Here is a 26,067-nt window from a genome sequence, read left to right as displayed (position 1 = left end):
AGATGGAGGCAAGTGCGGGCGCGCAAGCGCTCCCTGTCGGTTTGCTCCCCTCTCCCGCAAGGCGGGAGAGGGGCTGGGGGAGAGGGTCAGCGGTGCAATCGCTGACAGGTCGCAAATTGAACCGCATGCCCTCACCCCCACCCCTCTCCCACTTCCATGGGAGAGGGGAGCGCATAGCGACGGTTATCGTTCTAGCTGATGGGTTTGCTCCCCTCTCCCGCAAGGCGGGAGAGGGGCTGGGGGTGAGGGAAAGACAGGAAGGCGGCCTCAGACAGCCGCCAAGATCGAATCAGACAGCCGCAAGCGCAGGCAGCGCGAACCGGGCACCCGCAGCGCGGCGGGCGTCGGCCAGGGCGGCCTTGGCGGTGGCGGCATCGCGGCCCAGGCGGATCAGCCCGGGCAACTGGTTGGGTGCCTTGAGCAGGCCCAGCACGATGGCGCGCACATCGGTGCTGCCATCGTCGCCCATGCCGGCCACGGCCAGCGGCGGCACGGCGCGGTCGGCGGGGTCGATCACCACGCGCAGCGCGGCGAACGGAATGCCATGCGTGTGTGCCACGCGAGCCGCGATATGCGATTCCATATCGACAGCCAGCGCACCGTGGGCGTCGTGCAGCGCGCGCTTGTCATCGACGGCGGTGACCGCCGCATCGGCACCGGCCAGCAGGCCGCAGACGGCGTTGGGCAGCGCGCGCCGCAGCGCGGCGGTCCAGTAGGGAGCCGTGCTGAAGGAGTGCGCGCCGCTGCGTACGGCGGTGCCGACGATCACGGTGCCGGGCGGCAGCGTGGGATCGAGCCCGCCCGCCACGCCGAAGCTGATCAGCCCGGCGCAGCCCTGCATCAACCGGATATCCAGCGCGCGGGCCAGCATCACGTCGCGGTGGCCGAACATCGTCTCGACGCCGGCGCCCGCCGCGATGCGGGCCTCGAAATCCATGCCGCTGAGCGCCACGACGAGCGATTGCGGCGTGCCCATGGCGGTCACAGTCCCCACGCCACGGCGTGGTTGCCGTCGCGCAGCAGGTTGCGGAAGCGCGCCAGCGCCCACAGCGGGAAGAAGCGCGCGTAGCCGTGATAACGCAGGTAGAACACGCGCGGGAATCCCACGGCGGTGAAATACGGCTCGTCCCAGAAACCATGGCTGGCCTGCGTGCGCAGCAGGTATTCCACGCCGCGTGCCACGCAGGGGTGATGTCCCGCACCGGCCGCCATCATGCCGAGCATGGCCCAGGCAGTCTGCGACGCCGTGCTCGGTGCCTTCTCATAGCCGCGATAGTCGAGCTTGTAGCTGTCGCCGGATTCGCCCCAGCCGCCATCTTCGTTCTGGATCGAAGCCAGCCACTGCGCGGCGCGCTGCATCTCGGGCGCATCGGCGCCGATGCCGGCCGCGTTCAGGCCGCACAGCGCGCTCCACGTGCCATAGATATAGTTGGTGCCCCAGCGGCCGAACCAGCTACCGTCCGCCTCCTGCTCGTCGAGCACGTAGCGCAGCGCGCGTGCCGCCGCCTCGCTGTTGGCGGGCATCTGGCCGAGCTGGCACAGCATTGCCAGGCAGCGTGCCGAGACATCGGTCGTGGGCGGGTCCAGCAGCGCGCCGTGATCGGCAAACGGGATGTTGTTCAGGTAGAGATGCGTGTTCTCAGGTTCGAACGCGCCCCAGCCGCCATTGCCGCTCTGCATGCCGATGACCCATTCGCACGCGCGTGCAATGGCGGGCGTGTAGCGGTTCGAGCAATCGCCACGGTCGGCGCGATCCATCGCGGCGGCCACCACGGCGGTGTCATCCACATCGGGGTAGTGCGGGTTGGCGTACTGGAAGGCCCAGCCACCGGGTCGTACGTCGGGCCGGCGCACGGTCCAGTCGCCGCGCAACTCCAGTTCCTGCAGCGGCACCAGCCAGTCCAGCCCACGCGACGCCGCGGCAATGGTGCGCGGCTCGCCCACCTCCAGCAGCGCATGGCTGGCCAGCGAGGTATCCCACACGGGCGAGAGGCACGGCTGGCAGTAGGCTTCGTCATCGCGGATGACGAGCAGCTTGTCGATCGACTTGCGCGCGATGGCACGGTCCGGGTCGTTCGCGGGCACGCCCAGCACGTCGAACATCATCACGGAGTTGACCATCGCCGGGAAGATCGCGCCCAGCCCTTCCTCGCCATTGAGCCGTTCGACCGTGAAGGCCCGTGCGCGCTCGATGGCGCGCTGACGCATGCGGCGCGGAAACAGCGGTTCGGCCACGCGCACCACGGCATCGAGCGCGCGGAATACGGTGACCCAGAGCGGACTCTGGTGCGGCGCGCGCGCCGGCAGCCGCGTGGCCTGAGCTGGTCGCAGGAAGAGTTCGTCGATACCGATCTTGCGCGGGTTGCGGGCTTTCGGACGCAGGCTGTTCAGCACGAGCAGCGGCACGACCACCGTGCGCGCCCAGTACGACACCTTCGACAGATGGAACGGAAACCACTCGGGCAACAGCATGATTTCCACGGGCATCATCGGCACCGCCTGCCACGGCATGACACCGTACAGTGCGAGCAGCGTGCGCGTAAAAACGTTACTGGCCTCGGCGCCGCCCATCGCGTGGATGGCGGCGCGCGCGCGGCGCATGTGCGCGGCCTCGGGATCGTCGCCGGCCATCTTCAGTGCGAAGTACGCCTTGACGCTGGCGCTGACATCCGGCGCTCCGGCGTGGAACAGCGGCCAGCCGCCGTCCGTCCCCTGGATGCGGCGCAGGTAATTGGCGATCTTGCCTTCGAGTACGAGGTCGGGTGTTTCGCCCAGGTAGTGGACCATCAGGATGTACTCGGCCGGAATGGTGGCATCGGCTTCGAGTTCGTACACCCAATGGCCATCGGCCTGCTGCTGGGCCAGCAGCGCATCAACGGCGTGCGCGATGCTGTCATCCAGCGGATCGGGCAGGGTGGATGGGGCGGCACGGCGCTGGCTGGCGCGCTGTGCGTCGTTCCTGGAAATGGTGATCGTTGCAGCCTGGTTCATCAAATCTTGAGGGCGCTTCTTTCTGGGCGATGCGGCGGCCGGCGCCGCACGCATCGACGACAAACGGGGGTCAGGCGATGGCGTGCCGCAGCACGATCCAAGCGAGCCTGGCCTTGGGAACGCGCACACGCACGCGCGGCGTCTGCCATCCACGCGCCAGCAGGCGCGTCAGGATCTCGTGATAGACGTCGTACATGATGCGCGGCGAACGCACCACACGCGAGGGGCAGCGCGCCATGATCGATGTGGAGGCGTCGTAGTGCGCCTGGGCATCGCGGGCAATGCCACGGCAAACCGCGTCGATACCGGCATGGTCGATCACCGCACGCGGCGTGCTGACCGGAATGCCGGCAGCCGCCAGCGCTTCGGCCGGCAGGTAGAGCCGCCCGATCTCGGCATCTTCGTCGAGATCGCGCAGGATATTGGTCAGTTGCAGCGCGCGGCCCAGATGGTGCGCCAGTTCGATGCCCGGGCGCTCTTCGATGCCGAAGACGCGTACTGCCAGGCGGCCCACGGCGCTCGCCACGCGGTCGCAATAGATATCCAGCGTGGCGGCGTCCGGTGCAACGATCGTGGCGACGACATCCATGATCATGCCGTCGATGACGTCATGAAAATCCTGCTGCTGCAGGTTGAACGCCTGGATCTGCTCGTCGAGTCCGCGCAGGTGCGCGGGCGCCTGGCCGGCATAGCAGGCCGCGATGTCGGCGCGCCAGTCTTCCAGCGCTGCCAGGCGGTCGGCATGCTGCGTGTCGCCGTCGGCAATGTCATCCACAGCGCGGCAGAACGCGTAGATCTCGAACATGGCCTGCCGCTGGGACACGGGCAGGATGCGCATGGCCGTGTGGAACGAACTACCAGCAGACACGGCAGGGCCAGGCGTTGCGATTTCAGTACCGGCCACGGTTTTTCCTCGGCGCGCTATATGTCAGGCTCATGGGTACGGCTTCCGGCCTGGTTTCGGGTTTTTCAGAGTCGGGCGATTATAGCAACTTGGCCCTGCTGTTGCTGTGTGGCCCCTTGAGCACATGAGAACGCCGGGAAGGAAGGCTCCCCGCCAGCGCAAAACCGAATCATTGCGCCAGTTCGTTGCGCGCACTGGGCGTTGCTGCCCGGCCGTCGCAATGTCTTGCTGCGCGAACCGGCAAATACGAAAAGAACACCGCTTTTGAATCGTTTGGAATAAATCGACCGGCCGGTAGATCTTCATCCATTGCAACGATTATCTTTTCTACAAAATAGAAAGCCCCGCCGAAGCGGGGCTCCCAGGCCAGAAACTCGGCCCGCCAATCCTGACTTAGACAGCCTGGATCTTCGTGGCTTGCTCGCCCTTCTGGCCCATGGCCTTGACGTAGCGGACCTTCTGGCCTTCCTTCAGCGACTTGAAGCCATTGCCTTCAATCGCCGAGAAGTGGGCGAACAGGTCGTTGCCGCCTGCGTCCGGGGTGATGAAGCCGAAGCCCTTGGCGTCGTTGAACCACTTAACGGTACCGGTTTCCATATTTGCTATATCCAACCTTGAATTTCAGATGAGCTTGATTGCCCGCCAAAGCATGTTGCCCACTACGAACCGGAGCAATAACAGCTACAGGCCGATGCACATGCGAGGAGTCATTCTGCCGTTTTTTTTCTGCGTGTCAATCGGACTTACCCCCTAACGGTGTTTCGGCATGCAAACAGCAGATATTAGAGTTTTCTACATCAATTCCGGGTTTGTCTGACATCAGATTAGATGGTCAGGTGATATGACATGGGGCATTGCATATCCGCGGTATCGGTAGTCGGTACGAATGAGGAGGGTAGCCGGCAAGGGCAGGGGGTGCCTGCCACAAAGGACACCATCCTTGCTTACTCCATATGGACTATGGCTACCAAAGTATGATGCCGGGACAATACAGGTTAAAACATTATCCGGTGGCCAGCAGCAATGCCGAGATGCCGGAACCGGGTGCGCAGGCACCCAACGCCAGAAACGGGGAATCAGATGTCATTCCAGAACTAGCCAGAACCACCGGGCGTCTTGCGCTCGTCCAGCACCAACTTCAGTGTTTGCCAGTTGTTCGATGCCACAAGGTCCGGCAGGGTGGCCTGCGCTTGTGACGCCGGTATGTCAGCGACATTTAGGCACAATTTTTGACATTCTTTTTGAAACGGATGGCCTAGCATCCGCCCTGCCCGGCAACTAGTAAAAACGCTAGTTCGAATCGAGGTGCGGCATTCATAATGCGGGGCCGTTTGCCGAAACGGGGCCAAACGGGGGCCAGCGGACGCGCAAAGACAACCGCGCGCCGATCCAGAACAGAAGAAGCGGGTAACAGCCAGTGAAGCGATTGCAGCGATCTATCCGGGGGCTTTTCCAGAATGTTGGTTCCGATGTGCCGAGGCGCTCGTTGGCGCGCGGCTGCCGTAACGTGCTGCTCGGCGTTGCGGTAGTGGCGATGCTTGGCGGGGTTGCGCTGGGCACGCTGGCACCTTCGACGGAGGCGCTTGCCCAGGTGCCACAGGGCGCCGTCCAGCCTGGTCCCGCCGCGCCCAGCGTGGCATTCCACTACGGTGCGAAACCGCCTGTGGACCAGCTTCAGGCATTCGACATTGCCGTGGTGGAGCCCGATAGCGGCTTCGATCCGCGCATGGCAAAGACACCCAGCACGGCCTGGTTCGCCTACATCAGCGTGGGTGAGGTGCTGCCGAACCGCAGCTACTTCAACGATATTCCCAAGGCATGGCTGACAGGCAGCAACGACGCGTGGAATGCGCGCGTGGTGGACCAGTCCGCCGAGGGCTGGCCGGCCTTCTACGTGGACCGTGTCATCAAGCCGCTGTGGGATCGCGGCTACCGTGGCTTCTTCCTCGATACGCTGGACTCCTATCACCTCGTGGCCAAGACCGATGACGCCCGCGCCGCGCAGGAAGCCGGCATGGTGCGCGTGATCCAGGCCATCAAGGCGCGGTATCCGGAGGCCAAGCTGCTGTTCAACCGTGGCTTCGAGATCCTGCCGAAGGTGAACACGCTGGCCTACGGCGTGGTGTTCGAATCGCTGTTCCGGGGCTGGAACCAGTCGCAGGGCGCCTATACCGAGGTGAGCCAGCAGGATCGCGACTGGCTGCTGAACCAGGCGCGCATCGTCCGTGAGCAGTACCGCCTGCCGGTGATTTCCATCGACTATTGCCCGCCGGGCGATCGTGTCTGCCAGCGCGATACGGCGCGCCGCATCCGCGCGCTCGGCATTACGCCGTACGTGACCGATTCGGGCCTGCAGACCATGGGTGTGGGCGCGATCGAGGTCATGCCGCGCCGCGTGCTAGTGGTGCAGGAAAGCCAGCCGGGCGTGAGTATCGACAATAGCGAGGGCGTGCGTTTCGCCTCGATGCCGCTCAACTACCTCGGCTATCGCGTCGATTTCGCCGAGACGCGCGATGAGCTGCCGGACGTCACGGCAGACCGCTATGCGGGCGTGGTCGTCTGGGCGAACGGTTATTTCCAGCGTAACGCTGGCCGCTTTCAGACCTGGCTGGAAAAAGTCAGCGCGCAGGGTGTGCCGGTGGCGTTCATGAACGGTTTCGGCATGCCCGCCAGCAGTCCGTTGTTGCGGAACATGGGCCTGCAGACGGTCAAGGGACGACTGACGAGCCCGGTGCGCATCGTGTCGCAGGACAAGATGATGGGCTTCGAGCAACCCGTGGCGCCCGATGCCACCGATGCCGTCGCCGTGCAGGTACAGGATGGCGCGCCCGGTACACGCTCGCTGCTGCGCCTGCGCGCGGGCACGGTGACCTACGACGCCGCGGCCATCACCAGGTGGGGCGGCTATGTGACCGGCCCGTACGCCGTGCGTCAGAATTACGCGATCCGCCAGAATTCGTCGAGTGACCAGGACCGCTGGATCGTCCAGCCGCTGGATTTCCTGCGCGAGGCATTGCGCCTGCAGCCTATGCCGGTGCCCGACACCACCACCGAGAGCGGGCGCCGCCTGCTGACGATCCATATCGATGGCGACGGCTTTGCCTCGAAGGCGGAGATTCCAGGTGGCGGCTTCTCCGGCGAGGTGCTGTTCCGGGAAATCTTCGACCGCTATCGCCTGCCGATGACCATGTCCGTGATCGAGGGCGAAGTGGGCAAGTCGGGCATGTACCCGAAACTGAGCGCCGAACTGGAACCGATCGCGCGCAAGATCTTCGCGCAGCCGTACGTCGAGGTAGCGAGCCACACGTATTCGCATCCGTTCGAATGGGGCCGCACGGTACCCGGCGGTAACAGCGAGGCGCGCGTCACCGAAGGCGACGAGGAATTCCACCTCGCGATTCCGGGCTACAAGATGGACCTGAACCGCGAGATTGGTGGCTCCATCGACTACATCAACCGCGTGCTGTCGCCGAACAAGCCGGTGAAGATGCTGCTCTGGCCTGGCGACTGCCAGGCACCGCCGGAAGCGATCAAGCTTACCGATGCTGCGGGCGTGCTGAACATGAACGGCGGCGATACGCTGATCACGCGCAGCAATCCCACCTGGACCGCCATCGCGCCGCTAGGTATCCACAAGGCCGACAACACGTTCCAGGTATTTGCGACCAATCAGAACGAGAACGTCTACACGAACCTGTGGCGTGGCCCGTACTACGGCTTCGAGCGCGTGATCGAAACCTGGGAGATGACCGAGAAGCCTTACCGCTTCAAGGCCGTGAACATCTACTACCACAGCTATGCGGGCACCAAGGCGGCTTCGCTCAAGTCGCTGCGCAAGGTGTATGACTACGTGCTGACGCAGAACCTGTTGCCGATGCACTCGACGGACTACGTGCTCAAGGTGCTCGACTGGCAAAGCATGGCCGTGGCGCGCGAACTGGGCGATGGCGCCAATGGCGCACCGGCCAGCGGCGCGTGGGTCGTGCGCGGCGACGGCAACCTGCGCAACCTGCGCTGGACCGGTGCCGGCGTGCCTGACGTTGCCACGGCAACGGGCGTGACGGGTTGGTCTCCGGCGCCGGGCGGCGGCGTCTACGTGCATCTCGATGGCGGCAACGCACGCTTCGGCTTCGTGCCGACCGATACGCGCGCCGTGCCGGAACTGCCCGAAGCCAACGGCCTGGTGCGCAACTGGCGCCGCGACGGCAACACCACCCGCTTTGCATTCTCCGGCTATTACAAGCCGTTCTTCCGGCTTGCCAATGCCGGCCAGTGCAGCGTGACCATCGATGGCAAGCCAGCCCGTGGCGTGCGCGAGAACAACACGCTGCGTTTCGATACTCCTGCGGTGAATGATCCGATCAATGTCCAGCAACAAGTCGAAGTCCGCTGCGGCGCCTGAGCGCGAGCGGCTCTTGCCGCCGGCGCTGGTCCTGACCTTTACCGCGATGGTGGGGGTGGGCCTGGCGCTGATGTTCCCGCGCGAAACGCTGCGCGAGCGCCTGCTCGGCCAGGGCCGCACAGTCGATGGCCTGACCGTGGCCTACCTCGAAGCGTGGTCGCGCGTGGCGCCCAACGACACGAACTTCATGAGCGTGCTGGCCGAACAGTACGCACGCAGCGGCCGCCTGGACGATGCAGAGAAGATGCTCGAACGCATGCTGGCGGTGCAGGGCCAGGACCTGGGCGGCCAGATCCTGCGTACGCGCATCGAGATCACGCAACAGCGTGCCTATGCTGCACAGCCGGATTCGGCCGAACGCGGCGAGCGCCTGACGCACATGAAGGATCTGCTCCGGGAGGCCATTACGCCGGACTACATGAAGCGCTGGTCCATGGCCGATCTGCAGACGCTGGCGACGCAATCGCGCCAGATCGGGGACGCCAATGCCGCCAACGTGCTGTATCGCACGCTGGCCCAGCGTGACGCAGCCAACGCCGACTTCTACAACCGGCAACTGGCCACCATTGCGCTGGCAGGCGGCAACTATCGCGATGCCGCGCAGGCATTGTTCGAAGCGCAGTCGCGCGCGAAGAATCTCTACGAACAGCGCACGATGTTCCTGCAGGCGCTGCAGACGCTGCAGGCCGGCAACCTCCTGGATGAAGCACTGATACAGGCCGAGCGCCACGGCGGTCGCCTGCTCGACGATCCCGAGACGCTGCGCTTCCTGACAAAGTTGGCGCTGGCGGCCAACAAGCCGGACGTGGCGGCGAAGTATGTCGAACGGTTGCTGAAGCTGTCGGCCATGCCGATGCCGTCCGGCGCGGCGCGGATCGCACTGGCCGAACTGCGCAAGGACAAGGCGCTTGCGGAAAATCGCGCCGAAATTCGCCGCGTTTCCGACACCGAACCGTGGCTCGCACGCCGTTACGAATACCTGGACGGCCCGCGCGGCGCGGCCCGCCGCGAACAGATGGCCGAGTTCGGCATGCGCCGTGTGCAGGCCAGCGTGCCCGCAGCGGCCGTGATTCCGAAGCCGGCGCCCGGCAACCCGACGCAGGCCGAAGCACAGGCCGCCGCCAAGGCCGAAGTGGCCGAAGCCGTGGCTGCAGGCAAGTCGTTCAACGCGGATGACTACGACCTCGCGTATCGCGTGTTCCTGGCCGCCGGCAAGCTCGATCAGGCGCAGAACGTGGCGCAGACCGCCGTGCAGAAGCTGCCCGGCGATGCGATCTGGCGCGAGCGTCTGGCGCAGGTGGCGGAGTGGAACCGCCAGCCCACGATCGCATTGCAAAGCTGGCTCCAGTACGCACAGGCTACCAACGACGAACGCGCGTGGAACAACGTCATGCGCCTGGCGCCGGGCCTCAACGACGACCGTGCCTATCTGGCTGCACTGCGCCATCGCGCTGGCGGCGGCAATCTGAAGGTCATCGACGAGGTGGTGGCGGCCTATGAGCGACTGGGAGAGCCGGAAGCCGGCATGGCCTTCCTCGACGGACTGTCCAATGGCCCCAACGGCCGGCAGGTGATGGAGCGCAACGCCGAGCTGGCCGAGCGCGCGGGCAAGGACGACCGTGCCTTCGAGATCTACGGGCAATTGCAGACGCGCTACGGCGCCCGGCCCCGCTACGCGGTCAAGCGCGCAAACATGCTGTTCGTGCGGGGCCGTCTGCAGGAGGCGATGGATGCGCTGCTGCCGGCGCGCAGCCAGGCGGGTCCGCAGGATCTGCTGTACTGGCGTTCGTTCACCGAGCTCGCCCGCCTGACGCAACGCGAAGACCTGCTCAAGGACGGCTATCGCCAGATGATGATCGCCATGGCCGCAAAGCATGACGATCACTGCCAGCAGCTGCCACCCGGTGCCGCGCGCAACGACTGTATTGCGGAAGTGCGCGATACCGAGGAAGCGGACTTCGCGAACATGGTCCAGTACTACGACCGCTCGCCGATCGACGCCGGGCGTATCGCGGAAGCCGGCTGGCGCAAGGGCGGCAAGCTCGACGACCTCCAGCTCGCGATGTATTACTACACGCGCGCCCATGCCTATCGCCGCATCGACCGGCTGCTGGCCGACCTCACGCCTCAACAGAGAGCCGAAGCCGAATCGTCGGCCCTGTTCCTGATGCGTCGGTCGGAATACTGGCGCCTGACCGGTAATCGCGACCGCGCCATGGACGACCTGCGCCGGGCTGCCGGACAGCCCGATGCGGATAGCGAAACGTTCGGCGCACTGCTGTGGGCGCTGGTCGACACCGGCACCGACAGTGAAGTGCGCGCGGTGATGCAGCGTCTGAAGCCGAGCGCGGAGAAGGACCCGAACCTGTGGGGCGCGTATGCCGCAGGCGCCATGCGATTCCAGGATGGCCGTACCGCGCTGCACTATCTGAACAAGATGCAGCAGGGCAAGAACGCCGACCCGCTCTGGCTGGGTCTGACTGCCGACGCTTACGATGCCATCGGCCAGACGTCCACGGCCTGGCGCATCCGCCGGCAGGCGTGGGTCAGCCTGCACCACGCATGGGGTGAGGGCGGTGCAAACTGGGCCAGTGCTGCCGAACGCGAGGACGAGGACGACACGGCGGACGGTCCCGTGCGCGCCGACCTGCGCCGCCAGCAGGTGGCGCTGGGGCAGATCTTTGCCTCGGGCGATGTATCGCGCAGCCTGGTGATCGAAATGCTGCGCCGCGACCGCGCCGACGTGGCCGCGCGCCGCGCCGCGCCCGGCGATGCGAAATCGCCATCGCAACTGGGCGACGTGCCGGGCCTGCCTCCGGTGCAAGTGGCGCCTCCTGCCGCAGTCGCCGAGGCGCAGGACCGCCGCCAGAGCCAGATTTCCGCTGCCAGCCGCGAGGTCGCGCTGGCCTGGGCGATGTCATCGGAATCGAACGAACTCGCGCGCGCATGGCTGGCGCGGCAGTACGCCAACCGGCTGCAGCGTCCCGCCTATGCCGAGATCACGATCGCCCTCGATCGCAACGACATGGACCAGCTGGACCGCATCATGGAGCGCCAGGCTGGCCGTGTGCCCGTGACGAGCCAGATCGAGGCCAACCGCCAGCTGGACCGCTTGTCCGCCGCGCAGACCCAGGCGTTCGAGACGCAGGAACTGGCCCGCACCGACAACACGCTGCAGGAAACGCTGCAGGACGCGTTGCTGTTCAATGCACAGGCCATCGAGCCGCGCGTGTCGTTCCAGCGCCAGAAGCCGCTGGAGTTCTACGAGTACAGTCTGGCCGGCAGCGCACGCCTGTGGGACGGCTATGCGGTGGGCCTGCGCGGCGTGTTCCGCGACCAGCGCTCGCTCGATCCCACGCAGATGGTGGGCGTGCCAGGCATGGATCGCCGCGCCGAGCTGCTGCTGAACTACCGCGACAGCCAGAAGAACTGGCTGCTCGGCGTGGGTCGTCGCGACGGCCTGGAGAGCTTTACCACGGCGCGACTGACCGGCAACTGGAACCAGGAAGGACGCATCCAGTACACCGGCACGATCGGGTACAACCAGCCGGCCGACGAGTCTTCGCAACTGCGCGTGGGTGGCATGAAGGACGTAGCGGAACTGGGCGCGACGTGGCGGCTGGGCCTGCGGGAGTTTATCGGCGGGCGCGTGCAGTACAACCATTTCTACGGACAGGACCGCACGGCTCTGGGTCATGGCACGGTGTTCGACGTCGAGGCAGGCTATCGCATCCGCACACAATACCCGGACTACACGGTGCGCATCGTCGGTACGCGTGGCATCTACAGCACCAACGGCGGCACGTTGTCGCCGACGCTGCAGCGGTTGCTGCCGCCCGATGATGACGAGGCGAACCCGACGTTCTACATGCCGCAGAGCTTTACCCAGGCCGGCGTGCTGTTTGGCTTCGGTACTGACCTGATCGACGACTACACGCGCAAGTGGCGGCCGTTCATGGAAGTGGGCGCCCTGTACGACACGCGCGCCGGTCACAACTTCCGTGGCCAGTTGGGTGTGGCGGGATCGGTGCTCGGCAACGATCATCTTTCGCTGTTTGTCTCGCACGACACCGCGGCCCGCACCACGGGTACGCCGCTGACCCAGGTTGGCCTGCGTTATCGCTGGCTCTACTGATGACCGATGATTGTTGGCTGATCGATTGTTGAACGTTTAACGAAATTCAAGGTAACGAGGGGAATCGACATGAAAAAAACCACTAACCGCATGGGCCGCTTGATGGCCTGGTGCGCCGCCACCGGCGCTGCGCTCTGGCTGGCCGGTTGCGCTGTCACGGACGTGGGCCGTGCGCCGCAGATGGCCGCTGGCGACACCGTGGCCGTGCTGCCGATCGTGAACTACACCGAGACGCCGCAGGCTGGCCTGCGCGCCGAGGCCATCGCCGAATCGCTGCTGAAGACCGGCGGCGTGACCAACCTGAAGCGCTACCCGGCGTCGCTGAACCCGGAAACGCTGTTCGAACCGGCCGAGCGCGAATCGGTGGGCAAGGCACTGGACTGGGCACGCACCGAGCGCGCACGCTATGCCCTGACGGGCGCCGTGCAGGAATGGCGCTACAAGGTGGGCGTGGATGGCGAGCCGGCCGTGGGCATCTCGCTGCAACTGATCGATGTGGCAACGGGCCAGGTGGTGTGGTCGGCCACGGGCAGCAATGCCGGCTGGAGCCGTGAATCGCTGTCGGGCGTGGCCCAGAAGCTGCTGCGTCGCCTGCTGGCGCCGCTGATGCAAGGTTGAGATCGCAAGACAAAGGACGGGTGACAAGCGTGGCAGACACCGCCGATAACACGCGCCAGACGGCTCGCAAGGGGCAGGGCATCAGCCTCGGCGGACGCTATGCGCGCTGGCTGGCGCCCGCGGGGAGCGGGGCGGCAGCCGTGCTGGAGATGATCGTCGTGATGGTGGTGGCCATGGCCATCGCCTGGGCGATCCTCCCGCAGAATCCGCTGCTGCTGGACATAGGCTTTCCGTGGGCCTGGCTGCTGCCGGTGATCCTGGCGCTGCGCTACGGCACGCTGGTGGGCGTGGGCGCGGTGCTGATGCTGCTGGGGGGCTGGTTCTTCTTCGGCAACCTCGGGGCATACGCCACGCTGGCGTTCCCGCGCCTGTTCTACCTGGGCGGCCTGCTGATGGTGCTCGTGGCCGGGCAGTTCGGCGACGTGTGGAACACGCGCCTGGCGCGTGCGCGCGCCGTGAACCGCTACCTCGACGAGCGCTTGTCCGCACTGACCAAGAACCACTACCTGCTGCGCATTTCGCATGCCCGGCTGGAGAACGACCTGCTGGCCCGCCCGACCACGCTGCGCGACACGCTGTCGCAACTGCGCGCCGTGGCAATGCAGGACGTGGCCCGCCTCGGACATACGGATCGACTGGCCGGTGCCCAGCCGATGCTGCAAGTGGTGGCGCAGGCGTGCCAGGTGGAAGCCGCCGCGCTGTACGCATGCGATGGCGAATCCATCCTGCCCGACGCCGTGGCCTCCATCGGCCCCGCGTTCGGACTCGATATCGATGATCCGTTGGTCCGCCACTGCCTCGACACGCATGAACTGGCCCACCTGAAATCCAACGGCCTGCAGCAGGATGCGCAGACGCGCTACGTGGCCGTGGCGCCGGTGCTGGCGGGCTCCGACCGCCTGATCGGCGTGCTGGTGGTGGAGCGTATGCCGTTCCTGTCGCTGACGTACGAGAACCTGCAGCTGCTGATGGTGCTCATGGGCTACTACGCCGATGGCGTGGACCATGCCCGTGCCACGCACGGCATTCAGGAACTGGCCCCGGCCATTCCGTATGCGTTCGCACTGGACTATGCGCGCCTGTCGCGCCTGCGCCGCGAGACCGGTATCGAAAGCTCGGTGGTGGCGCTGGTGTTCGACCTGGACGAGGCGCGCGACGCGCTGTTCGAACAGGTGGTGCGCAGCCGCCGGGCGCTGGACGTGGCCTGGCCCGCGCACGGTGCGCAACAGCGCGCCATGCTGACGCTGATGCCGCTGTCTGACAGCCAGGCCGTATCGGCCTACCTGGTGCGGATCGAGGACATGCTCCGCGCGCAGTTCGGTACGGATTTCGCCAGCGCGCACATCGGCGTCTACACGCTGCCGGTGCCCGCCGCTGGAGCGGAAGACGCACTGGTGCGCCTGCTGCATCGCTGCCACCTGGACGGCATTGCGCCGGCCGCACCGGGTGCGCAAGCCGCAGCCGGTGCCGCGCCGGCTGCGGGCCAGGCGCAGCCGGGCTGAGGGAGCACTGAGACATGGGCAAGCTGACCATCGGCGGCACGACCGTCCAGATCGCCGCGCTGTACCTGCTGTTCAAGGGGGGCACGGGCCTGCCGCTGCTGCTGTCCTTCCTGGGATTGCAGCTGCTGGCCTCGGCGCTGCTGGGGCTGGCACTGTGGCGCCTGCTGCCGCGCCGCTTCCGCGCGCCGTTCGTGTGGAGCTACGCGTACCTGGCGGCGTTCTGCTTTTTCGTACCGCTGGGCGGCACGCTGGTGTGCCTGGGCAGCCTGCTGTTTTCCAAGCTGTTCCGTGCGAAGGGTGACAGCGCCGGCATTGCGTCGGTGGCGCTGCCGCAGTTCGTCACTCACCTGATCCAGCGCGTGACGCACGGCGGCGGGGCGCGTCTGCGCGCGCAGCTTGGCAACACGCGTGCGCCGCTGCCGGAGCGCATGACCGCGCTGGTGGCGATGCAGTCGATGCCCACGCGTACGGCAAGCCCCGTGCTGCGCGAACTGCTGGCCGACAGCACCGACGACATCCGCCTGCTGGCCTACGGCATGCTCGATGGCGCCGAGAAGCAGTTGACGCAGCAGATCCTGGCCGAGCTGCCGCGCCTGGAGGCGGCCGATACGCCGCAGGCACGCGGCGAGATCAACAAGCGGCTGGCCGACCTGTACTGGGAACTGATCTACCAGAACCTGGTGCAGGGCGACGTGTACCGCTACACGGCCAGCCAGGTAGAACGCTACGCGAGCGCGGCGCTCGAGATCGACGATTCCAATGCGGCGCTGTGGTACATGCGCGGCCGGCTGGCGCTGAGCCGCAATGCACCGGGCGAGGCGCGCCAGTTCCTGGCCCGCGCCGAAGCGCTGGGCTTTGCCAACGAGCGCGTGCTGCCGCTGCTGGCCGAGGCTGCCTACCTGGAACGCGACTACGCCGCGGTGCGCCGCCTGATGGCGGCTTTCGACAGTCCTTCGCCGCTCCCGCTGGTGCGGCCCCTGCTGCGGTATTGGCAATCATGAGCGAGATTCTGGTCAAGGGGACGTCCGCCGACGTCATGTTGTTGCTGGAAGGCACCTTCCCATACGTCAGCGGCGGCGTGTCGAGCTGGGTCAACCAGATGATCCGCGCATTCCCGGACATCCGCTTCGGCATCGTCTTCATCGGCAGCCGCCGGCAGGACTATGGCGACATGGCCTACACGCTGCCCGACAACGTCGTGCATCTGGAAACCCATTTCCTGTACGACTTCCCGCCGCCGCCGATGGTGCATGGCACCTCGGGCGATGCCGGTGCATTCGACCGCTCGGACCGCCTGCACGAATTGCTGCGCGAGCCGGGCAAGGAAGCCGAGGCTGGTGAACTGATCCGCGAACTGATGCCCGCGCTGCGCGAGGGCGGGGCGCTGTCCGAGGACGCGTTCCTCTACAGCAAGCGCGCCTGGGACACCATCACGGGCCAGTACCGCCAGTTCTGCACGGACCCGTCGTTCACCGACTACTTCTGGACCATCCGCATCATGCACAAGCCGCTGTGGCAACTGGTGCGGATTGCCGATGGCCTGATTCCGGCCAAGGTCTATCACACGGTGTCCACTGGCTACGCGGGCTTCCTTGGCGCGATGCTGCGCCATCGCAATGGCCGGCCGCTGCTGGTGTCGGAGCACGGCATCTACACGAAGGAACGCAAGATCGACCTGTTCCAGAGCCAGTGGATTCGCGACAACCGCAACATCTTCGAACGCGACATTTCCCAGATCAGCTATTTCCGTGAACTCTGGGTGCGCTTCTTCGAAACGCTGGGCCGCGTCTGCTACGAAGCCGGTGACGAGATTACGGCGCTGTACGAGGGCAACCGCCGCCGCCAGATCGTGGACGGCGCGCTGGCCGAGCGCACGCGCAATATCCCGAACGGCATCAACCTGCCGCGTCTGGCCGCCCTGCGCGAGAAGCGCGCGCCCGGCGTGCCGCCGGTGCTCTGCCTGATTGGCCGCGTGGTGCCGATCAAGGACATCAAGACCTTTGTGCGCGCCATGCTGACCGTGGTGCGCGAGTATCCCGAAGCCGAAGGCTGGATTGCCGGCCCGGAGGACGAGGATCCTGAATACGCCCGCGAGTGCCGCAGCCTGGTGGAGAGCCTGGGGCTGGCCAGCAAGGTCAAGTTCCTGGGCTTCCAGAAGATCGACGACCTGCTGCCCAAGGTGGGCGTGCTCGTGCTGAGTTCGATTTCCGAGGCACTGCCGCTGGTGGTGCTCGAAGGCTTTGCGGCCGGTGTGCCGTGCGTGACCACCGACGTGGGATCGTGCAGCGAACTGATCTTCGGCCTGCCCGGCGAGGATGCCGAACTGGGCGCGGCCGGTGGCGTGGTTCGCATTGCCGATCCGGCAGCGCTTGCGGCTGCGGCGCTCAACCTGCTGCAGCATCCGGACCGCTGGCAGGCGGCGCAGGCTGCGGGCATCAAGCGCGTGGAGAAGTACTACACGCAGGAACAGATGGTGGGCAGCTACCGCACGCTTTATACGGACCTGATGGCGCAGCCGGATAACACGCGTCGCGAGCGCGGCGCGGGCCCGGCGCGATGCCCGGTGCATCACGGCGGCGGCGCCCCGGATGCCGCCAAGGCGGGAGGACGCTGACATGGCCGGTATTGGTTTCGAACTTCGCAAGATGCTCCGGCGGGACAGCCTGTCGGGCATGCTCTCCGCCTATGCGTACGCAGGCGTGATCAGCTCGGGCCCCTGGGTGCTGTCGATCCTGGGCATCCTGCTGATCGGCCTGCTGTCGATTGGATGGGTGATTCCCGGCGCGCTGATCACGCAGTTCCAGGTGTCGGTGACCTACCTCATTGCGTGCAGCCTGATATTGACCGGGCCGATGCAACTGTCGTTCACGCGCTTCACGTCGGACCGCCTCTTCGAGCGCCGTGGGGATCTGGTGCTGTCGAACTACCACGCCGTGGCACTGCTGGTTACGGGGTTGGCGGGTGCCATCGGGCTGGCCTGCGCGGTCTGGGCGTTTCCGGAGCAGTCCGTGCTGTACCGGCTGCTGATGATCGCGGGCTTCGTGATCATGAGCAATATCTGGATCGCGGCGATTTTCCTGTCGGGCATGAAGCAGTACAAGGCCATCGTCTGGACTTTCTTCATCGGCTACACGATCACGGTGCTGGCGGCGCTGGCGCTGCGCTCGCGCGGGCTGGAAGGGCTGCTCGGCGGCTTTGTGGCGGGCCAGTTGTGCCTGCTGGTAGGCATGATCACGCTGATCTACCGGAACTACACGAGCCATCGGTTCATGTCGTTCGAGGTGTTCCAGAAGCGTTACTCGTACCCGAGCCTGATCTTCATCGGCCTGTTCTACAACCTGGGTATCTGGGTCGACAAGTTCATGTTCTGGTACGCGCCGTCCACGGGCCAGGCCGTGATCGGGCCGCTGCATGCGTCGATCATTTATGACATCCCGGTGTTCCTGGCCTATCTGGCGATTATTCCGGGCATGGCCGTGTTCCTGGTGCGCATCGAGACCGATTTCGTGGAGTACTACGACGCGTTCTACAACGCGGTGCGCGGCGGCAGCTCGCTGGAGCACATCGAGGACATGCGCAACACGATGGTGCAGACCATCCGCCTGGGCCTGTACGAGATCGTCAAGGTGCAGGCCATTGCGTCGCTGCTGCTGTTCGTGATCGGCGGGTGGTTGCTGAACCTGCTCGGTATCTCGGAGCTGTACCTGCCGCTGCTCTACGTGGACGTGATCGGCGCCAGCCTGCAGGTGGTGCTGCTGGGCGTGCTCAACATCTACTTCTACCTGGACCGCCGCCGCGAGGTGCTGATGCTGACCGGGACCTTCGTGGTGCTGAACTTCGTGCTGACGCGCCTGACGCTGGAACTGGGTCCGGCGTGGTATGGCTATGGCTTCGCGGTGTCGCTGCTGGTGGTGGTGGCGCTGTCTCTGTACCTGCTGGATCGCAAGCTGGACCGGCTGGAGTACGAAACGTACATGCTCCAGTAGCCGCGGATAGCCGCCAATAGCCATCCTCGTCATGTGGATAAAGCGCCGCCCCGTACTGTCCAGTGCCGGGCGGCGATTCTTTCTGGCACGGTTTCATTGCGCCCGCAAGCCATAATGCCCGCTCGCATCACGCGCACAACAACGGCGCCGGCGGTGCCCCCCCAATGTAGCCTCGACGCATCAAGGTCCATGCCGGTAACATGACGCCGCCGAGCCCGACACCAGGCCGCAGTCATCAGAGGGAAGTAATGAGAATTGCCTCAGTGGAGGACGATGCCGCCCAGGCCGCGCAGATCCGCCAGTTGCTCGAGGAAGCCGGGTTTTCCTGCTCCAGCTTTAACACGGGGTTTGCGTTCCAGCGCGCGCTCCGGGACCAGTCGTTCGACCTGGTACTCATGGACTGGCAATTGCCGGATATCAGCGGCTACGAGCTGGTCAACTGGGTGCGCCAGCATTCCGGGCGCCTGCCGCCCATCCTGTTCCTGACCAGCCGCATCGACGAGGGCGATATCGTGGCGGGGCTGTCCGTGGGCGCCGATGACTACCTCGGCAAGCCGCTACGCCCGGCGGAGTTCCTGGCCCGCGTGCGCGCACTGCTGCGCCGTGCCTACCCGGATGCGGTGCAGGACGACGAACTGACGCGCCAGGGCAGCTACGTGGTGGATGCACGCCGTCGCACCATCGCGCTGGCCGGGCAGGGTGTGGAACTCTCGCCACGCGAGTTCGACCTGGCGCTGTTCCTGTTCCGCAATATCGGCCGGCTGCTCTCGCGCGACGTGGTGGAGCAGGCCGTGTGGGGCCGTGCCATGGACGCCGGCTCGCGCACGCTGGACACGCATATCTCGCGGCTTCGCATCAAGCTGGCGCTGCGGCCCGAGCATGGCGTGCGCCTGAGTTCGGTCTACTCGCATGGCTATCGCTTCGAGGCAGTGAGCACGGCCGATGCATAGGGTGGAGTGCGTGTTCGGGATGCGTGACGACATTGCATCGGCGGAGGGTGTGGATCATGACGTCCAGACCTGCGGCCGGTAGGTTCGCCGCCGCCTTCTTTCATCGCCGCACCCGTGTGGAATGGGTGCTGCTGCTCGTGGCCGCGCTATGCGTCACCGCCGTGGTGGCCCGCTTCAACTGGTTCGAGCGCGCCGACCTGGCCCTGCTCGATTTTGCCGTCGCCAGCCAGCCGCACCTGGCCATGGAGATCCCGGCCAACGCGTGGCAGACCCTGCGCGTGCCCGAACTGGCCGGCTGGTTCGCCACGCTGCTGCCAGTGTTGCTGGCTGCGCTGGCCGCCTGGGTGCTCACGCCGCGCGACGCGCTGATTGCGGTGGTCGTGCTCGTGGCCGCGCTGATCGGCGGCAGCATCACGCTGGTGGGCAGCGTGCACCTGTGGTTCGCGCCGTCTGCCGCCGTCTTTGGCTGCCTGCTGGTCTATCCGCTATGGAGCTGGCGGCGCCAGGAGGCGGCACTGCGCTTTCTCTCGGAAGAACTCGTGCGGCTGGGACGCGAGCCGGGCCTGCTGGCAGCGCCGACGCGGGTCGATCATTCGCTCGATGGCCGCATGCAGGCTGTGTACGACATGACGGCGCGCCTGCGCGACATGCGGCGCTTCCTCTCGGATGGACTGGAGAGCCTGCCCGAGGCCACAGTCATCTGCAATCTCGACGGTGGCATCCTGGTGGCCAACCGCCGCGCCGTGGCGCTGGTGCCTGCGGTATTGCAGGGCATCAACGACCTGCCGCAGCCTGCAGGATTGGGCGCATTGAGCGGGAAGGGCGGATTCGGGGGCGATGACGGGTTCTATGACGACGCCTACGGCGGACTCGACCGCCCGGGGCTGCCCGATGTGGTGGAGACGCTGTTCCCGGTGCCCGGCCCCGGGCTGGCGTACTGGGATGCGCTGTGCGGTGCGTTGGATGCCGATGCGCCCGTGATGTCGTCCTCCGACTCGCATGGCGTGGAACTGGCCACCGAGGACGACCGGCGCTACCTGCTCCACGGCGCGCCGTTGCACGGCGAGGAAGGGCGCCCGGCTGGCGTCATCGTCAGCCTGGTGGATATCACCACCGTGCGGCGCGCCGAGCGCCAGCGCGAGCAGACGCTGCACTTTTTGTCGCACGACATGCGCTCGCCGCAGGCATCGATCCTCGCGCTCATCGACATGCAGTCGCGCGCGGAGCGCGCCTTGCCGCAACCGGAACTGCTGGGCCGCATCAGCGAGCATGCGCACCGCACATTGGCGCTGGCCGATGATTTCATCCGGCTCGCACAGGCCGAATCGCAGAACCTGGTCTTTGCCGACGTAGAGGTGACCACGCTCGTGCTCGATGCCACCGACGAGATGTGGGCCCTGGCCAAGACGCGTGGCATCGAACTCGAACTGGATCTCGATGCCGAGGGCGTGGCGCTGCGTGTCTCGCCAATGCTGCTGGTGCGCGCGGTGGCCAACCTCGTCAGCAATGCCATCAAGTTCAGCCCACCCGGTGCACCGGTCAAGGTGAGCCTGTACCGGTTGGGACCGTATATCGCGATCGATGTCATCGACCAGGGCCCAGGCATCGCGCTTGAGGCGCAGGCGCGCCTGTTCCGCCCATTCAGCCGCGTGCATGCCCAGGGCAACGATGCGCCATCGGGCAGCGGTCTGGGACTGGTCTTTGTGAAAACCGTGGCCGAACGGCACGGCGGGCGCGTCATGCTGAAAAGCGATGCGGGAGAGGGCGCCACGTTCTCGATCTGGCTGCCGCTACGCAGCCGCGCGGGCTGACACAATTGTTGGCAATCCAACACTCAAAAATTGCCTACGATCTGTCGAGCCACGGATACCGCATCCGCTGGTCTTCGCGTCCGCGCCGGGCCCCGGCGCGGGCGCTTTTTTGTTTTCCAGACGCTTGAATTCTCTTTTGGTTTTCTCCCCTCTCCCGCAAGCGGGAGAGGGGCGGGGGAGAGGGCCGGCCGTTCAGATTACGACAACATCGGCAAGCAGACCCTCCAGCCCTCTCCCCAACCCCTCTCCCAGAGGGAGAGGGGAGCAAACCAACAGGGGAGAAGTCCTACTTCGCCATCCCCGGCGCCGGAGCCGGCGTCGCTGGCGTAGCAGGCGCCTTATCCCCGGCCGGCGCCGAATCCTCGTCATCGTCGTATGTCGGCAATTCATCCCCGCCGCCGCTCAGCAGGTATTGCCGGCGCTGGCGGTAGGCATCGCGCACGAAGGCGTACTTGTCGAGCGCGGCCTGCGAAAGCAGGTCGGTGGCGCCCAGCATGTTCGCGCGGACGTTGATCACGTTGATGCCGAACATCGTATTGCGCCACGCCGGATCGAAATAGTGTGCCGGGTCCAGGTAGAAGCTCCCGGCCAGCCCGATACCGTCGCGAATCGAGCTGGGCCCGAACAGCGGCAGCACCAGGTACGGGCCAGCCGGCACGCCCCAGTAGCCGAGCGTCAATCCCAGATCCTGCGAATGGCGCGGAATGCCTGCTGCCGTGGCGATGTCGATCAGGCCGCCGATGCCCAGCACCGTGTTGATCGCCACGCGCATCATCGTCTCGGCCGCTTCCACGCCCTTGAGCTGCAGCACGTTGTTGGCGAAGTTGCCCACGTCCGAGAAGTTGTTGAAGAAGTTTGTCACGGCCGCACGCGCCGGGGAGGGCGTGACGTACTGGTAGCCCTTGGCCAGCGGCTGGGCCACGTAGGTGTCCACCTTGTCATTGACCGTGAAGATCGCCCGGTTCATCGGTTCGAGCGGGTCCTGCGGATTCGCATTGGGGCCGGTTGCGCAACCGGTGGTCAGGGCGCAGAGCGCGGCGGCAGCCAGCGCGCTGCGGGGAAGAACGTTGCGGGAGAGCATGGTGAGACGGTCGGTCTTTTGGTTCTTGTCGTGGAGACGGTCGCCGGAAACGCTGGCCAACCATCCTGATTGCCGAGGTCGCGTGCTAGCGCGACGATTTTCCTGAATCGGCTCCTGAATTATCGGCAGATTGTGCCATGGTCGTAGCCACCGTGAGTGGGGGAAGAGACGGACCGAGCGGCTCCGGCCGGCCCGGCTGCTCGCGCCGGGGGCGTCCCATCAGGATGGGCTGGAAGAACACGGCGCCTGCCAGCGTGCAGACCAGCGCCAGTGCCAGCAGCTTGCCCATGCTGGCCGTGCCGGGATGGTGCGACAACCAGAGGCTGCCGAACGCCGTGGCCGTGGTGGCCGCGCTGTAGAGCACCGCATGGGTCAGGCTCGACTGCAGCAGCTTGGTCTTGCCGTGGCGCCACGCAATCACGTAGTAGATCTTGAACGCCACGCCGATGCCCAGCAGCAGCGGCAGCGCGATGATATTGGCAAAGTTCAGCGAGATGCCGAAGATCACGCACAGCTCCAGCGTGACCAGTCCCGACACCAGCAGCGGGATCAGCGTGCGCACCACATCGCCCACGCGGCGCAGCGTGATCCACAGCAGCACCGTGATCGAGATCACGGCCCAGATCCCCGCGTGGATGAACGCGGTCATGATCGTATCGGCCGAGCCCTTGATCGCAATCGGGCCGCCCGTGGCATCGGGTTGCACACGGGCCATGGTGGCGATGAACTGGTCGAGCGCAGCCTCGCGCGCGGCGTCGTTCTTCGCGCCCGGGGGCGGCAGCTTCGGGCTGACGTTGACGAGCGCCTGACCGTTCGGCGCCAGCCAGTCGCGCGCCAGTTCGGGCGGCAGCGTCTGGCGGGTCACCGGCTCGGGCTGGAGCGTGCGCTGCAGCGAGGCCAGTGCCAGTCGCAGCGGCAAAGCGATGGCTTGCTCGGCACGGTCCCGCACGGCCGGGGTGGCATCGGCCAGTTGCTTGAGCGCGCGCGACAGATGTTCCGCCGATGCCGCACCGGGCCCCGGATGATCGAGCGCGGCCAGCGACAACTGGCGCGACGCGTTGCGCAGCGAGGCCACGCGCAGCGCATCGGAGGCAGGCGTTGCCGTCGATTGCGTGAGCACTGGCATCAGCGTCTTGTTCAGCGCGGCGATCGTGGCGAGCTTGGGCGCCTGATCGTCGGGAATGAAGGTCTTCAGCGTGACCACGCGCTCGACCTCGGGCAGCTTGGAGAGCTTCGCCGCGATCTGCTCGGCATCCTTGAGCGTAGGGGCCAGGACCTTGACATCGTCGGTGCCGGCCTGCGGAGCATCCTTGAGCGCCAGCAGCGTCGCCATCGATTCCGAATGCGGGTCCTTGAGGTGCAGCGGATCGAAATCGAAACGCAGGTGCGGCAGCAGCGGGGCACCCGCCACGAGCACGGCCAGCACACCCACCAGCGTGCCCTTGCGATGGCGCTCGAAGAACGCGTCCGCAGGGGCCAGCCAGCCGAAACCAGGCATTTCCTTCTCGCCGGGCGGCGCCAGCACGCGAATCAGGGCGGGCAGTGTCGTGAACGTGGTAGCGAAGGCGATGAACATGCCCACCCCAGCGATCTTGCCGAGTTCGGCCACGCCGCGATAGTCGGTGGGCAGGAAGCAGAAGAACGCAGCGGCCGTGGCAGCGGCGGCCAGCGTCAGCGGACCGGCCACATCGCGCGCGGCCAGCGTCAGCGACTCGTTGAGGTCGCCATGCTCGCAACGCTCGGCGCGGTAGCGCACGCCGAACTGGATGCCGAAGTCGACGCCGAGGCCCACGAAGAGCACCGCGAACGCCACCGAGATCATGTTCAGCGCGCCTACCATCAGCAGGCCCAGCGCTGCCGTGATGATCAGGCCGGCAATCAGGCTCACCAGCACCGCCGTGATCAGCCGTGCCGAGCGCAGGGCCATCCACAGAATGCCGACCACCACCAGCAGCGTCAGGATGCCGTTGAGCGCGGCCCCCTCGCTGACCGAGGCAAATTCGTCATCGGCCAGCGGCTGCGGGCCTGTCAGGCGCACCTGGGCGTTGTAGCGCTCGGCCAGTTTGAGCTTTGCTGCGGCGGCGCGGATGGCATCGCTGGCGCCGGCACCTGCCTTGAGATCGCTGTAGTCCAGCACGGGGGAGACCGTGACGAAGCTGAACGCGCGGCCATCGGCATTCGGCTTGAGGCTGTCGTCGACGAGTCCCGCCCACGACAGCGCCACGGGCTTGTTGGCCAATACGCCGTCCACGGTCTTTGCGCTTTCGCCCAGCAGCTTGTCCATGTCGGACAGCTTGACCTGACCGAGCTGCAGCGGCAGGGCCAGCGTGGTGGTCAGCAGGTCCGACAGCCCGCGCAGCGTGGGATCGTGCGCGAGGTTGTTCAGCAGCGGCCGGGCCTGCGTGAGCTTGTCGGCCATCTCGCTGACGCTGGCCGGGTCTGCGAACAGCAGCCCGTTGCGCTCGAAGAATGCCCCTGCACCGGGCTGGCCCACGGCGTTGAAACGGCTCGGCTCGTCGCGCAGCGCAGCGGCCAGTTCGTTGGCGGCGGCATCGGCCAGTTCCTTGGCCGGTGCCTGCACCACGGCCAGGATCATCTTGTCGCGCTGGGGGAATGCGGCGCTGATCGCCGCATCGTTCGTTGCCCAGGGCGCGTCGGACTCCAGCAGCTTGCTGATGTCGGTGTTGATGGCGAAATTGCGCGCGACGTAGAAGCCGCTGGCGGCGGTGAGCAGCAGCGAAATGCCGATCACGAGCCAGGCGTGAACGGTGGCGAATTTGACGGTGCGAACCAGCAGGGGTCTGATCATGAGTCCTGTATCTATTGCGTCCACCTTCGGCAGGGCGCCTGGGGCGCGGCGGGCGGCAACCGGAGTATAGCGGCTGGATACCTTCCCTATGATGTTTGGCGCCTTGTGCAGCGCACTGGTTCGGCAACCCGCCCACGTGCCGAGCGGCTCGCCGTTCCGCTATATACTGGCCCGACCGGCCACCCCGGCCGCAGTGCATCGAAGACTCATGAACCGTTACGCAATGTTCCCCGCCGCAATCATCGCGCCCATCGCCGCCGTGGCCATGGTCGCCGTGGTTTCCCCCGCGCACGCGCAGTCCAATGCCGCACCGGACAAGCTGGTCCAGTCCGCGGTGGAGGGTGTGATCACCAAGATCAAGACCGATCCGGAGACCCGCTCGGGCGATCTTGCAAAAATTACCGCTGTCGTCCAGCGCGACTTCCTGCCTTACACGGACTTTGGCCGCACGACGCGACTGGCAGTAGGAAATGCCTGGAAACAGGCCACGCCCGAACAACAGAAACAGTTGCAAGAGCAGTTCACCGCGCTGCTGGTACGCAGCTATGCCATCTCGCTGTCGCAATTGCGCGAGCAAAGTCCCAAGTTTACGTACAAGCCGGCCAAGTCAGGCAATAACGCCAACGACGCCGTAGTGGCGACACGGGTGCTGAACAACGGGGACGAGATGCTGATCGACTACCGCCTGCAGAAGGGCGGTGACGGCTGGAAGATCTACGACATCAACATGATGGGTGCGTGGCTGATCGAGGTGTACCGCAAGCAGTTCGCGGACATCGTCGCACGCGATGGCGTGGATGGGCTGATCAAGTATCTGACCAGTCACAACAGCCGGTGAGGTAGGGGGGGTGTTCTCCCCTCTCCCGCATGGCGGGAGA

General features: G+C 66.0%; 16 protein-coding genes. 10 read left to right on the top strand and 6 right to left on the bottom strand.

What is annotated here, in order from left to right; all coding sequences use genetic code 11:
• Window positions 1–289: 289 nt before the first annotated feature.
• The 4 genes from FFS21_RS27455 to FFS21_RS27440 form a co-directional block, all read right to left on the bottom strand.
• On the bottom strand, window positions 290–976 hold the full coding sequence (locus tag FFS21_RS27455; protein ID WP_137927855.1) for a phosphorylase: 687 nt from the start codon (window positions 974–976) through the stop codon (window positions 290–292).
• Window positions 977–981: 5 nt separating this feature from the next.
• Window positions 982–2,991 (bottom strand): squalene--hopene cyclase, encoded by a 2,010-nt coding sequence (gene shc / locus FFS21_RS27450; RefSeq protein ID WP_137927854.1) that lies wholly within the window; start codon window positions 2,989–2,991, stop codon window positions 982–984.
• Window positions 2,992–3,061: 70 nt separating this feature from the next.
• The gene (gene hpnD / locus FFS21_RS27445; RefSeq protein WP_137927853.1) at window positions 3,062–3,895 is read right to left on the bottom strand and encodes a presqualene diphosphate synthase HpnD; all 834 of its coding nucleotides are present in this window, start codon (window positions 3,893–3,895) and stop codon (window positions 3,062–3,064) included.
• Between the two features lie 393 nt (window positions 3,896–4,288).
• The gene (locus FFS21_RS27440) at window positions 4,289–4,492 is read right to left on the bottom strand and encodes a cold-shock protein (protein WP_039009350.1); all 204 of its coding nucleotides are present in this window, start codon (window positions 4,490–4,492) and stop codon (window positions 4,289–4,291) included.
• Window positions 4,493–5,429: 937 nt separating this feature from the next.
• On the opposite strand from FFS21_RS27440, the gene FFS21_RS27435 reads away from it, so the two are divergent.
• The 9 genes from FFS21_RS27435 (at window position 5,430) to FFS21_RS27395 (ending at window position 21,299) form a co-directional block, all read left to right on the top strand.
• Entirely contained in the window at window positions 5,430–8,297 is a 2,868-nt protein-coding gene (locus FFS21_RS27435; RefSeq protein WP_137927856.1) for a bifunctional glycoside hydrolase/polysaccharide deacetylase family protein, read from the top strand.
• Window positions 8,260–12,432, top strand: a complete 4,173-nt coding sequence (locus FFS21_RS27430) for a tetratricopeptide repeat protein (RefSeq protein ID WP_137927852.1) — start codon at window positions 8,260–8,262, stop codon at window positions 12,430–12,432. Before FFS21_RS27435 ends, FFS21_RS27430 begins: the two co-directional genes overlap by 38 nt.
• Window positions 12,433–12,501: 69 nt before the next feature.
• Window positions 12,502–13,050 (top strand): LpoB-related protein, encoded by a 549-nt coding sequence (locus FFS21_RS27425; protein WP_137927851.1) that lies wholly within the window; start codon window positions 12,502–12,504, stop codon window positions 13,048–13,050.
• A gap of 20 nt (window positions 13,051–13,070) precedes the next feature.
• Entirely contained in the window at window positions 13,071–14,552 is a 1,482-nt protein-coding gene (locus FFS21_RS27420; RefSeq protein WP_137927850.1) for a PelD GGDEF domain-containing protein, read from the top strand.
• Window positions 14,553–14,566: 14 nt separating this feature from the next.
• Window positions 14,567–15,553, top strand: coding sequence for a tetratricopeptide repeat protein (locus FFS21_RS27415; RefSeq protein ID WP_137927849.1), 987 nt, complete (start codon window positions 14,567–14,569; stop codon window positions 15,551–15,553).
• Window positions 15,550–17,166 carry a GT4 family glycosyltransferase PelF gene (gene pelF, locus FFS21_RS27410; RefSeq protein WP_137927848.1) on the top strand — a complete coding sequence of 539 codons (1,617 nt, stop codon included), beginning with the start codon at window positions 15,550–15,552 and terminating at the stop codon, window positions 17,164–17,166. The genes FFS21_RS27415 and pelF overlap by 4 nt, the downstream gene beginning before the upstream one ends.
• Before the next feature lies 1 nt (window position 17,167).
• Window positions 17,168–18,538: an exopolysaccharide Pel transporter PelG gene (pelG, locus tag FFS21_RS27405; protein ID WP_137927847.1), complete on the top strand. Its 1,371-nt coding sequence runs from the start codon at window positions 17,168–17,170 to the stop codon at window positions 18,536–18,538.
• A gap of 248 nt (window positions 18,539–18,786) precedes the next feature.
• Window positions 18,787–19,488 carry a response regulator transcription factor gene (locus FFS21_RS27400; protein ID WP_137927846.1) on the top strand — a complete coding sequence of 234 codons (702 nt, stop codon included), beginning with the start codon at window positions 18,787–18,789 and terminating at the stop codon, window positions 19,486–19,488.
• A 56-nt stretch (window positions 19,489–19,544) separates the two neighbouring features.
• Entirely contained in the window at window positions 19,545–21,299 is a 1,755-nt protein-coding gene (locus FFS21_RS27395) for a sensor histidine kinase (RefSeq protein WP_249359693.1), read from the top strand.
• A 286-nt stretch (window positions 21,300–21,585) separates the two neighbouring features.
• Here FFS21_RS27395 and FFS21_RS27390 read toward each other — a convergent pair whose 3' ends face one another.
• On the bottom strand, window positions 21,586–22,380 hold the full coding sequence (locus tag FFS21_RS27390) for an MlaA family lipoprotein (protein ID WP_137927845.1): 795 nt from the start codon (window positions 22,378–22,380) through the stop codon (window positions 21,586–21,588).
• An 85-nt stretch (window positions 22,381–22,465) separates the two neighbouring features.
• Window positions 22,466–25,189 carry a hopanoid transporter HpnN gene (gene hpnN, locus FFS21_RS27385; protein ID WP_137927844.1) on the bottom strand — a complete coding sequence of 908 codons (2,724 nt, stop codon included), beginning with the start codon at window positions 25,187–25,189 and terminating at the stop codon, window positions 22,466–22,468.
• A 208-nt stretch (window positions 25,190–25,397) separates the two neighbouring features.
• Between hpnN and FFS21_RS27380 the strand changes: the two genes are divergently transcribed.
• Window positions 25,398–26,027 carry an MlaC/ttg2D family ABC transporter substrate-binding protein gene (locus FFS21_RS27380; protein WP_137927843.1) on the top strand — a complete coding sequence of 210 codons (630 nt, stop codon included), beginning with the start codon at window positions 25,398–25,400 and terminating at the stop codon, window positions 26,025–26,027.
• Window positions 26,028–26,067: the final 40 nt, after the last annotated feature.

The sequence above is a fragment of the Cupriavidus sp. 2SB genome (assembly GCF_005503625.1).
GTDB lineage: Bacteria > Pseudomonadota > Gammaproteobacteria > Burkholderiales > Burkholderiaceae > Cupriavidus.
This window is presented reverse-complemented; position numbering and strand designations above follow the sequence as displayed.